13 protein-coding genes are annotated in these 10,189 nt (G+C 38.8%); 5 read left to right on the top strand and 8 right to left on the bottom strand.

All coding sequences use genetic code 11. The features are described from left to right. Positions 1 to 198 precede the first annotated feature (198 nt). On the top strand, positions 199 to 564 hold the full coding sequence (locus tag VB733_RS26740) for a metalloregulator ArsR/SmtB family transcription factor (protein WP_323343083.1): 366 nt from the start codon (positions 199 to 201) through the stop codon (positions 562 to 564). Positions 565 to 622: 58 nt separating this feature from the next. On the opposite strand, the gene VB733_RS26735 is transcribed toward VB733_RS26740, so the two are convergent. From VB733_RS26735 to VB733_RS26715, 5 genes are all read right to left on the bottom strand, one after another. Then, entirely contained in the window at positions 623 to 1,624 is a 1,002-nt protein-coding gene (locus tag VB733_RS26735) for an NAD(P)/FAD-dependent oxidoreductase (protein ID WP_323343082.1), read from the bottom strand. Between the two features lie 152 nt (positions 1,625 to 1,776). Beyond that, a complete protein-coding gene (locus tag VB733_RS26730; protein WP_323343081.1) occupies positions 1,777 to 2,145 on the bottom strand; it encodes a DsrE family protein in 369 nt (122 codons plus the stop codon). 35 nt (positions 2,146 to 2,180) lie between these two features. Next, on the bottom strand, positions 2,181 to 2,876 hold the full coding sequence (locus tag VB733_RS26725) for a class I SAM-dependent methyltransferase (RefSeq protein WP_323343080.1): 696 nt from the start codon (positions 2,874 to 2,876) through the stop codon (positions 2,181 to 2,183). Between the two features lie 3 nt (positions 2,877 to 2,879). After that, on the bottom strand, positions 2,880 to 3,416 hold the full coding sequence (locus tag VB733_RS26720) for a ferritin-like domain-containing protein (RefSeq protein WP_323343079.1): 537 nt from the start codon (positions 3,414 to 3,416) through the stop codon (positions 2,880 to 2,882). A gap of 41 nt (positions 3,417 to 3,457) precedes the next feature. Beyond that, positions 3,458 to 4,444, bottom strand: a complete 987-nt coding sequence (locus VB733_RS26715) for an arsenic resistance protein (RefSeq protein ID WP_323343078.1) — start codon at positions 4,442 to 4,444, stop codon at positions 3,458 to 3,460. 159 nt (positions 4,445 to 4,603) lie between these two features. Here VB733_RS26715 and VB733_RS26710 point away from each other — a divergent pair, with 159 nt between their 5' ends. After that, positions 4,604 to 5,035, top strand: coding sequence for a GNAT family N-acetyltransferase (locus VB733_RS26710; protein WP_323343077.1), 432 nt, complete (start codon positions 4,604 to 4,606; stop codon positions 5,033 to 5,035). An 83-nt stretch (positions 5,036 to 5,118) separates the two neighbouring features. On the opposite strand, the gene VB733_RS26705 is transcribed toward VB733_RS26710, so the two are convergent. From VB733_RS26705 to petC, 3 genes are all read right to left on the bottom strand, one after another. Beyond that, positions 5,119 to 5,496 carry a rhodanese-like domain-containing protein gene (locus tag VB733_RS26705; RefSeq protein WP_323343076.1) on the bottom strand — a complete coding sequence of 126 codons (378 nt, stop codon included), beginning with the start codon at positions 5,494 to 5,496 and terminating at the stop codon, positions 5,119 to 5,121. A 186-nt stretch (positions 5,497 to 5,682) separates the two neighbouring features. Then, positions 5,683 to 6,102: a NifB/NifX family molybdenum-iron cluster-binding protein gene (locus tag VB733_RS26700; protein WP_323343075.1), complete on the bottom strand. Its 420-nt coding sequence runs from the start codon at positions 6,100 to 6,102 to the stop codon at positions 5,683 to 5,685. Between the two features lie 56 nt (positions 6,103 to 6,158). Further along, complete coding sequence (gene petC, locus VB733_RS26695) at positions 6,159 to 6,692, bottom strand: cytochrome b6-f complex iron-sulfur subunit (RefSeq protein ID WP_323343074.1); 534 nt, start codon at positions 6,690 to 6,692, stop codon at positions 6,159 to 6,161. 451 nt (positions 6,693 to 7,143) lie between these two features. Between petC and VB733_RS26690 the strand changes: the two genes are divergently transcribed. Genes VB733_RS26690 through VB733_RS26680 form a run of 3 tightly spaced genes read left to right on the top strand, consistent with a single transcriptional unit; the run spans position 7,144 to position 9,711 of the window. Continuing rightward, the gene (locus tag VB733_RS26690) at positions 7,144 to 8,481 is read left to right on the top strand and encodes an FAD/NAD(P)-binding oxidoreductase (protein WP_323343073.1); all 1,338 of its coding nucleotides are present in this window, start codon (positions 7,144 to 7,146) and stop codon (positions 8,479 to 8,481) included. Positions 8,482 to 8,529: 48 nt separating this feature from the next. After that, a complete protein-coding gene (locus tag VB733_RS26685; protein ID WP_323343072.1) occupies positions 8,530 to 9,147 on the top strand; it encodes a DUF3365 domain-containing protein in 618 nt (205 codons plus the stop codon). Between the two features lie 42 nt (positions 9,148 to 9,189). Then, positions 9,190 to 9,711: a DUF3122 domain-containing protein gene (locus VB733_RS26680; protein WP_323343071.1), complete on the top strand. Its 522-nt coding sequence runs from the start codon at positions 9,190 to 9,192 to the stop codon at positions 9,709 to 9,711. Positions 9,712 to 10,189 lie beyond the last annotated feature (478 nt).

Here is a 10,189-nt window from a genome sequence, read left to right as displayed (position 1 = left end):
GAAGGAAATTAATACCAAGAAAATCCCTCGATGGTTTGTAAAATTTATCTTGCAGCGAACAACAAGTAATCCAAATACCCAAAAAATAGTTATGTATTTTTTATGCCTTAATTATTACAAATAGGCTTTACTTTTAACCGGATTATAGGCTAAAATTACTATATAGTAATATAATTAGTATAATTAACTTAAATCTTCATGTCAAAGACTCTTTCTCAACAAAATTCTCCAGAACTGCTTGCTCCCGTTGCAGAGTATTTCAAGGTACTTGCTGAAACTAGCCGCTTACAGATTTTGAGTTGTCTGAGAACGGGCGCGATGAACGTTACCGAAATGGGTGAAGCGACGGGCTTGGGACAGCCAAATCTATCAAAACATTTAAAAGTGTTGACTCAAGCAGGTTTGATATCTCGTCAGCAAAAAGGGGTTAGCGTTTACTATGCTATCAGTGACCCTGTGATTTTCAGTTTATGCGAATTAGTTTGCGATCGCATTGGGGATCAAATACAAAAGCGGGCTAAAGAATTTGAACAGATCAAAGCTTTAGGAACCCTCTCAAAATAACTGTTTCCTCACCAACAAATTCAAAAAAAGTTGCTGGGGAGTTATTCCCCCCAATTAGCTAGAAGACATTTACCTTTAAATTCTCCTCCCAACGACGCGCACCAGTCTCGCGACGAATATCTCGCCAAATTTGCGTCGCAGCTAAAGCACCATCCCCCGCAGCAATTACCACCTGATTCAACCCTACCTTCAAATCACCAATGGCAAAAACTCGTGGGTGGGAAGTCCGACACATTTTATCTGTCACCAAATTACTCCCTTTCACCTCCAGGTTTATCCCTTGCAGATATGTATTGTGATAGCGGGAACCCATAGAAATCAAACCAGTTTCTAACTCAATCACCGAACCATCCACTAATTCCACACCAGTCATTTGGTGATTTTGTCCCAAAAATTGTTTAATCGGTGTCTCCACCAAGGGATAACCATGTTCTCGCAACTGCTGACGCATTCCAGGACTAACTGCAAAAGTTCCGTGGGTAAAGACGTTAATGTAGGGTGTAAACCAGCTTAGGTTAAATACCATCTCTTCAATACTGGCTTCACTACCTGCAAAGAAACCACATTTTTTATCCGTCATTTCATAGCCATCACAAACCATGCAGACATGCAAATTATACCCAGCATAGTCATAAACATTCCGCATTTCATCTAAGGGTGGTAGATGGTCAATAATACCACTAGCAGCAATCAAATACTTAGAGCGAAACACTGCGTCAACACCATTTACACGCCCCACCTTAACCTTGACTGCAAAGGTTTCTCCCTCCTCTACAACTTCCTCAACATATGCATTGAGAAAATCACCATCAAGAGATGCATAATGTTCCTTGCCTTTCTGTAATAAAACTCTACCAGGGGTATCTGGTGGTAAACCTAGATAATTGTGTAATTCTTGCATCCAGAAAGAACGAGCTTTCCCCTTGTCAATAATTAAACTTGAAAGGTTAAATCTTTGTAAGTAAATACCAGCAGATAATCCCCCAGCCCCACCACCGACAATAATCACATCGTAGATTTGGTGAAGACGTTGATTAAGGTTTTTCTTGGAAAGTTCCATTAATTTTTATCCCTTTGATGAAGTGCAAAAAAACAGTAATTAAGTAGGAAGGCGTAATTATTTGTAAAATGATTAATCCTCTTAAAAGCCCGTGAAATAAGGATTATGCAGTGCTATATCATTTTATATTTAATTCAACCCACCTACTTATATTAATAATTCAAAGACAAAATACGTCCTTGAGTAAAATTAAAGAAAGCTTCTTTTTCAGCCAATTTTACCCCCTCTATTAAATCTTCTGGTTGGTGATTAGCAGCTTTTAAACACATGGGACATACGCATACCAAAATACCTTTTTTAATCAGTTTAGTTAATAGGATTGTTGATGATTCAAACTCCCTAAATTCTATTACATTCCCATTTTTAAGAGGAACTTCTACCCCTTGAATATCAAAGAAAACTAGGACATCTTTATCCTCAAACATTTTTTCAGCTAAGGTTAATCCCATTAAGACGCGGTGGGGGTCTTCTGTACCTCGACTAATGTGAATAAAGACTCCATCTTTTATTGTAGTTTCCATTTTTTGTCTCCGAATCTAAATAATTTGAGTGTTAATTAAGTGTTTATAGTGTCTGGTTGCAGCATTTCTAAAGGTTTCTTTCTAACTATCCCCGCAATATGAGGACTCACCAGGGGAATAGTCAGCTTGAACTGATAGTAATCAACAGTTTCTAACCCAATTTGTTCGAGAATCGTCCAGGTTTCGCGGTTGAGATGACAGTTATCAAACAAATTTTTCCAAATAGGATTAATCCCATCTTGAACTTTCCGCATCCAAGTATTAGGTGAATCGGCAACGTGTTCGATAAAGATAAAACTACCTCCAGGTTTGAGAACACGTTTAATTTCTTGCAAACTAGTTTCTAAATCTGTAACGGAACAGAGAACGTGGGTGCTAACTACGGTATCGATACTTTCATCCTCTACGGGTAATTTTTCCGCAGAACCCGATCGCAGCTCGATGTTAGTTAGTCCTTGTTGTTGTGCTTCTCGTTCTAGATATGGGTGCATATAGGGATTGGGTTCGATACCAATCCAATGAATATCTTTGGGATAATAAGCAAGACTTGCTCCCGCACCAGGACCAATTTCTAAGACTTTGTGGTGCAAGTTACCTAATAATGCTTGTTTGAGTTCCCCTAAACTACTAAATTCAGAACAATCAAGGAGTTTAATTATATCAGCATCGGCATTATTAGCTTGTCCCATGCCCCAGGCAAATAGACGTTTTTGAATAGTTGATAAATTCATAATTTATAATTTTGAACCTCTTGAATTAAGGCATCTTTCAAATGCTACTTTGTGCTTGTTTTGGGAAATAGAACGCAGTTGGGTAAAGGTGTCTCTTAAGGCACTTTCTTGAACAAAATCGAGGAATTTATCATACATTTGCACGTTGGCAATTTCTGCTTCTACACCCATTTGACAGGCGATTTCCATGGTTTCGGGTGCTTCTACTTTTCCCGCAAAGGAATCCTCTGGAATTGGCAAGCCATACCGCTTAAATAACTGACTCAATCGATCTGCGTGCCGAGTTTCAGCATGAACAATATTACTGAAAGGACGGATCTCGCCAAATTTATCTATTACTGCATTGTAGAAGGCACGAGCATGATACTCATCATTAATGGCATCAATCATTGCCTGTTGGGTTTGGGTATCTAAACTGGTGTTGGTAGTTGCCACTACCTGAGAAGATAAATTGCTTGGGGAAGTTACTTCTAAACAAGCTCCTGCTGTTGCCCATTGTTTGGAAGGTTGTTTCTTACAGTTTCTATTTCTATGTCTCATAGTATTTCTCCAATAATTAAGTGTGTTTGAATTACGATCGCTTATTCAAGTTGTGCTTCTATGGCAGGTACGCCAAAGATTTTATCGGTTAACTTGACATACCAAGCTGCGGATTGAACTTGGATGATGTAACCCATAGCAATGATTAAAGCGATTTCCGAGCCTTGTTCGGAACCAAATACAGTAATGGCGATCGCCAGGGCAATAGAAAGATTCCGCATTACCGTACCGTAAACCAAAGCGATCGCATCTCCTCGATTAAATAAAGCTTTGCCGATTATGGTACTCAAAACAAAATTGAAGCCGTAAATAATTAATAACGGGATAAAGAAAGAGAGAACTTCTAGCGGATTGCTAACAATCGACTTAGCTTTTAATGCCATTGCTACAAATACTATGCCGAGTACGCCAATGGTAGAAAAAATCGGAAATTTTTGCTTGAGACTTTTGTTATATTTACTTTCCCCGACGCTGGCAACCAGAATTTTTTTGGTCACAAATCCCAACAGCATCGGCAGAAAGACGATAATCACAATCTGCTGAAAAACATCAGCTAAGGGGATTTCTACTGCCGTACCCATGAGCCATTTAGCATAGAGAGGCGCAGCCAAAGAACCCGCAATCAAGCCAATCACCGTCATTTTAATCGCAGCATTGAGATTTCCCCTGGCGAAACCAGTCCAAGATATCGTCATACCACTGGTGGGAAGCAGGGAAGTAAGTAATAATCCTAAGAGAACTAAAGGGCGATCGCTAAAAAATAATTTGCCAATGCCAAAAGCAAAGAAGGGTACGACGGCAAAGTTAATTATTTGAGTAATGGCTTGCAGTTTAAAGTCTCCTCCAGCCAAGACTTTAGCAATCTGAAGGTTAATCATCATCGGATAAACCATCAAGAAAGTTAAAGGAACGATCGCAGCTTTGAGGAAACTCGCGTCAGTCAAGGCACCAAAGATAATCCCTGCAACCATAAAGGCAGGAACTGACCAAACTAAATTTTTTTTCAGGGCGGATAATATTTTCCACATGGGTTTAAATTCTTTTTCATTAGATAATGTTGAAGCAAATAGTTATAAGCTCTATCGGCAGATTAGATAACATTAAGAGCGTTGTGTATTTATCGGCATCGATAAAATGTCATACATTATTCGCTCAATTGAGGTAAATGATGAGCCTTTTTGTGGGAAATGCTCTATCAGGCATTGTTTGTTCCCCCAGATACTACCCCTTTGCCGAAAGAGATAATATTTCAGCCAGAATTAGCAAAGTACGTACAAAATTGGGGACTTAATGAAGATCAAGGTTTGATTGCAGTTTTAGAAGATGGTCAAACTTTAGTTGGGGCAGTATGGCTACGTATCTTTAAGAGTAACAATCCAGGATACGGATATATTGATGACCATACACCTGAGTTATCAATCGCTGTGTTACCACAATATCGCGATCGAGGTATTGGCACTAAATTGCTGAGTGAATTGTTTTCACAAGTAAGAAATCAATACTCCGCAGTCTCATTAAGTGTATCTTCCAACAACCCAGCATTAAGGTTATATCATCGTTTGGGATTTGAGGTTATCAATCGGCAGAACAATTCTCTAACCATGAAAAAAGACTTCTAACAATAACCAAAAATACAAACCAGTAAACATCAACCAGTGATTGTTGCTAGTAAATAAGCTCATAATCTTGGCTGAATTTGAGCTTATTTTCCTTTACAGGTAGGCAACCCTGATTCCTTCCACTCCATCATGCCCCCAGTAACGTTATAAACCTGGGAAAATCCAGCTTTGATAAGTTGTTTGGCAGCAATTGGACTACGATGAGCCGTTAGACAAATTAGGGCAATAGGTTCATCTTTAGGTAATCTCTGAAACCACTCAGGTAAAACCCAATGACGTAGCCAAGAATTACCCCCCATTAAAATACGAGGAAGACTAAGGTTGACAGCATTAGGAGCATGAAATATGCCATATTCAAAACTACTGCGAACATCAATTAACCGAGGTGGATGAGATAACTGGGTAAACTCTTCTGGAGAAAGATTAATAACTTCTGGTTGTGAATCTAAAATGGATGTCATCTTTAAAATCTTTGCCTAGCTGTATAATTTTTTGGTAATTCCTCAATACTAATTATATTGATTGGAAAAAATAGAGTAGTAGTAGAAACTTCCCCTAATACTCTACTTCTAATCCACAGACATCTTGTAATTATGAGGAAATATCATAATTAGTATTTTTCTCTAGCAAAGCTAAAATCATTACCTTTAACCAACACCTATTTTTTCCTTGTGAGCGTGTTTGTGACAATGGTGATGATTGTGTCGATGATGATGTTCGTGTTTATGCTCGCAAGATTCTGATGTTTCTCTCACAAGAGAGCCATTTAAATAAGCATTAACAGCACAATCTACCTCACTTTCTGGAGTTATAATTACTTCAATTCCCTGTGTCTCCAAACGACGTATTAATCCGTTTCCCATTCCCCCTGAAATCAAAACTTGAATACCATCAAGAGGATGGGGATGATGGCGAGAAGTATTGTGAAAAGATTGCTCTTCCGATAATTCTAAAAGCTCTTTACTAACGATTTCGCTAGAGTTGATGTCATAAATCCAAAATTTTCGGCATTTTCCTGTATGGTCTGTTACGCTACTTTTATTTTGACTAGCAACTGCAATTTTCATGGTTTTTATTTCCATATTCTTGAAATTTAATTTGATTTTTGATTGAAAGATAATTACTAAACCCACCAAGGTTTTTCCCCTGTTCGAGGGTCAATTTCTGTCCAGGGAGAAATGCGAATAGAATCCCCTTCCAGTTTAACGTGAGTCAACTTCAGAGGAAGAGGTGCAGGACCTCGTGCCACTCTCCCATCAGCATCATAACGAGAACCATGACAGGGACATTGGAATTGACTGTCGTTGGGATTCCAAGGAAAAGTACAGCCCAGATGGGTGCAGTTATCAGTAATTCCCCAGGGATGCAAAGTACCATCTGACTGTACTGTTAAGTAAGTAGGTTCTGCTGCTAAACCCGCAACTAAAGCACGAGTTCCAGGGGTTTCAGCCAAAATCTGGCTAGCCGGAATCAGATTTCCGTTAATATCTTTAGCAAGGATAGAACCACCTTCACCTGCTTCTGTGGGAGGAACAAAGAATTTAGCCGCAGGATACAGCACTGTACTCGCTGTAGTAGCAACAACTGCACCTGTGAGGAAGTTAAGCAATTGTCGTCTCGACATTGAAGGACTTTCTAAAGGAAAACTTTCTGACATGAATCTCCACTTCCTAATATCGGTATAGGTGTTGATTACCTTTTTGAATATTTTGGACAACACTATTTATACATTCACTATATTACTATCTGGTAATTTAGTCAATTAATCTATAGGCATATTTCTCGATCAAGACCAAAAAAGAGAGATTGGGGAAGTAGAAATGACGAAAAAATACACTAACTTGTAGCGATCAATCCTTTTCATAGCAAGGTTCTACGTCTCAGGTTTTATCTAATCGGTATACTTTATACTTTGGCGTTTAAGTAACCATGCTTCTGTTTTTACTTGTTAGTTCCTTTTTAGGGGTTAACTTGAATTTAAAATATAATTGTATTACTATCTGGTTAGATAGTATTGTCGCAAGTATTTAAAAAACGTGGGAATCGGAAATGGTTAGATGGTGACACTTTTCCTATATCCTGCGTTATCAGCAATCGGAGTAATCAGCATGGTTCACGTTGTCGTACTGGGTGCAGGGATAGGAGGATTGCCAACAGCTTATGAACTGCGGCATTTGTTACCGAAATGCGATCGCATCACGCTGATTTCTGATAGTCCCAAATTTACCTTTATTCCTTCCCTACCTTGGGTTGCTTTCGATTTGACTCCCTTGGAAAATATTCAACTAGATATAGAAAATCTGCTTTTAGGAAGGGGGATTAATTGGATAGAAGGAAAAGTTACGGGACTTAATCCTGACGCACAAACCCTTAATATTGCCGGGAAAATTATTCATTATGATTATGTAGTTATTGCGACAGGGGCATCCTTAGCACTGGATGCAGTCCCAGGATTAGGGCCAGAGCAAGGTTATACCCAATCTGTATGTAATCCCCACCATGCTGTATTGGCGCGGGAAGCATGGCGAAAGTTTCTGGAGAATCCGGGACCCTTAGTAGTGGGAGCAGTGCCAGGAGCAAGCTGTTTTGGTCCTCTGTATGAGTTTGCTTTGTTGGCAGATTATGTGTTGCGACAACGGGGTTTGCGTCATCAAGTACCGATTACTTTAGTGACACCGGAACCCTATGCTGGTCATTTGGGGATTGGGGGAATGGCAAACTCAAGGGAGTTGGTGACCCAATTACTCCAGCAACAAGATATTGAATTGATTGAAAACGCGGCAATCACTGAGATTAGTTCCCAAAATATTACCTTGGCAGACGGTCGTAATTTACCCTTTGAATACTCAATGGTACTCCCACCTTTCCGGGGTGCGACATTTTTGCAGTCAGCAGAGGGATTAACTGACGAGAAAGGATTCGTGCCTATTTTACCGACATATCAACATCCAGATTTCTCCTCAATTTACAGCCTAGGTGTGGTGGTGCAGTTAACTTCACCGGAAAAGACACCCATACCCATTGGTGTACCAAAAACTGGGCAAATGACGGAAGCGATGGGGATAGCTGTTGCTCATAACATTGCCAGGGAATTAGGAGTAATTCAAGCTGCACCTGTGACACCTACCCTGGAAGCAATTTGTATGGCAGATTTTGGCGATACAGGTATTATTTTTATTGCTGCTCCGGTATTACCCGACTCTGTAACTGGAAAACGACGGATTTCTGTAGCTAAAAAGGGTCGTTGGGTGAGTTGGATTAAGGTAGCTTTTGAGAAATTTTTCTTAATTAAGATGCGCTTGGGAATGTCTGTACCGTGGTTTGAGCGTTGGGGTTTGCGGGTTTTGGGTTTGTCGTTGGTGGAAGCGATCGCAGATGAATATATTTCGGATTCGTCATTAGTTGCGGTTAGTTCAAAATTGCCTTCAACTACTTATAAAAATTAAGTTTGTGATTTATTTTCATCAGTTATGTAATTTCTGGAGTTCAATACTATGTTTAAATTATTGTCTAGAATCATTCTTGCAGTTCTGATTATCTCAGTTTTATTGATCTCGAATCCATCGATTGCTAAAGCTGATATTGAACCGACACAATTAGCAAAAGCAGTACAAGAAATTGAATATTTAGATGCCATGCGTTCCGGTTTAGCTTCTACCTTAGAAGGTCAAAAACAAGAGCCAACCATCCAGACTTTTAAAGAAGTATGTCAACCAGTGGGAATGAGGGCTAAACAACTTAGTCAGGAAAATGGCTGGCAGGTCAAACAAATTGCTAAAAAATATCGCAATTCTGCTCATGCTCCCGATAATTTGCATTCCCAAATAGCACTGACTAAATTTGAACAAAATCCCGAATTAATTGGCTTTTGGGAACAAGAAAAACTCAACGGTAAAGATGGTATTCGCTACTATCGTCGTATTAATATTGACGCAAGTTGCCTTGCTTGTCATGGTGCTAAAAATTCTCGTCCTCAATTTATCAAAGATAAATATCCTCAAGACCTTGCTTTTGATTTTCATGTCGGGGATTTACGGGGAATGTATGCTGTGTTTATTCCTGATGGGCTGAAGGAGGCTTTAGAAAATAGTGAAAATATCACTAATAAGTAATGTTAGTGTTAAATAAAAAAGCAAAAAATGAGGTGCAATTTTATGTGGTGTAAAATTCGACAATTTTTATCATGGTTATTGTTACTGGGTACATTGGGTTTATTAATTTTATTAGGCTTAGGAACTTTTAATCCTGCATCTGCTGCGGCTACAATCAGCACTATAGAAGAAGCCCCTGGTCAAATTCTTTATCAATCTAGACATCAATTACGAGATGATAAGGGTAATGCTTGGCAGGTGGTTTTATTCAAGCGAGTGAAAGGTGATGATTCTCCTAGCATTAATTTACGTTTGGTAGCTTTTCCTGGTACTGCCAATTTCACCCACCCCCAACCTCTACAAATAATCACGAAAAATGGCAATATTTTTGATGCAAAAGATGTCTTTGCGGAACAAGCACCATCTGACAATGTTGGTGAATATGAAGTTAATAATATATTGGAAAAATTGCCAAATGCAGCAGCAATCAATCTTTCTTTACTGATGAAAGATAATCAAGCTATAGAGTTCAAAATTCCTGCCGAAGTAATTTTAGAATGGCAAATCATTGCTCACAATGAGTAATATTCAGTGCGAGGGTTTTGAAATTCTAGACGTTATAACCTTGCACTTATGTAGGGAAAAAGGCTTGAAATCCTTATAAGTAAGAGTTGAAAATTAATGTTACATTCTGAAAATCTAAAACCATTGCAAATACTAAACTCTGCCCATAATGGTCATGTGTAATTAATTTTCAATAACCACTTATGCCCTAGATTCCACTTTTATTCAGAAAGCTCTAATTAGAAGAGAAGACAAGATTAGACTGCAATGCGCTATCATAACCCCGAAACCATAAAATTTTCCTAAAAGTTGGTAAAAAATTTAACTTGTCGCCTAAGCTCAATATCTGATTGAATTGGGGAGCATTCATCTTAATTTGTATCTCTAAAACTTGCCAGAATAAGGAGAATTCATGGATTTTCTTGCAGACACCGTTGTCTTGTCACGAATTCAGTTTGCCCTAACGGCAATTTTTCACATGCTCTGGCCTGTTCTCACC

Origin of the sequence: Calothrix sp. UHCC 0171, assembly GCF_034931845.1 — a bacterium.
In the GTDB taxonomy this organism is placed as follows: domain Bacteria; phylum Cyanobacteriota; class Cyanobacteriia; order Cyanobacteriales; family Nostocaceae; genus Brunnivagina.
The sequence above is the reverse complement of the archived record's forward strand: the minus strand, read 5'-3'. Positions and strand labels throughout refer to the sequence as shown.

What these genes read in the sequence shown, in the direction of transcription:
- VB733_RS26740 (WP_323343083.1), top strand. Translation starts at nt 199, where the DNA reads ATGTCAAAGACTCTTTCTCAACAAAATTCTCCAGAACTGCTTGCTCCC.
- VB733_RS26735 (WP_323343082.1), bottom strand. Translation starts at nt 1,624, where the DNA reads ATGGAACTTTCCAAGAAAAACCTTAATCAACGTCTTCACCAAATCTAC.
- VB733_RS26730 (WP_323343081.1), bottom strand. Translation starts at nt 2,145, where the DNA reads ATGGAAACTACAATAAAAGATGGAGTCTTTATTCACATTAGTCGAGGT.
- VB733_RS26725 (WP_323343080.1), bottom strand. Translation starts at nt 2,876, where the DNA reads ATGAATTTATCAACTATTCAAAAACGTCTATTTGCCTGGGGCATGGGA.
- VB733_RS26720 (WP_323343079.1), bottom strand. Translation starts at nt 3,416, where the DNA reads ATGAGACATAGAAATAGAAACTGTAAGAAACAACCTTCCAAACAATGG.
- VB733_RS26715 (WP_323343078.1), bottom strand. Translation starts at nt 4,444, where the DNA reads ATGTGGAAAATATTATCCGCCCTGAAAAAAAATTTAGTTTGGTCAGTT.
- VB733_RS26710 (WP_323343077.1), top strand. Translation starts at nt 4,604, where the DNA reads ATGCTCTATCAGGCATTGTTTGTTCCCCCAGATACTACCCCTTTGCCG.
- VB733_RS26705 (WP_323343076.1), bottom strand. Translation starts at nt 5,496, where the DNA reads ATGACATCCATTTTAGATTCACAACCAGAAGTTATTAATCTTTCTCCA.
- VB733_RS26700 (WP_323343075.1), bottom strand. Translation starts at nt 6,102, where the DNA reads ATGAAAATTGCAGTTGCTAGTCAAAATAAAAGTAGCGTAACAGACCAT.
- petC (WP_323343074.1), bottom strand. Translation starts at nt 6,692, where the DNA reads ATGTCAGAAAGTTTTCCTTTAGAAAGTCCTTCAATGTCGAGACGACAA.
- VB733_RS26690 (WP_323343073.1), top strand. Translation starts at nt 7,144, where the DNA reads ATGGTTCACGTTGTCGTACTGGGTGCAGGGATAGGAGGATTGCCAACA.
- VB733_RS26685 (WP_323343072.1), top strand. Translation starts at nt 8,530, where the DNA reads ATGTTTAAATTATTGTCTAGAATCATTCTTGCAGTTCTGATTATCTCA.
- VB733_RS26680 (WP_323343071.1), top strand. Translation starts at nt 9,190, where the DNA reads ATGTGGTGTAAAATTCGACAATTTTTATCATGGTTATTGTTACTGGGT.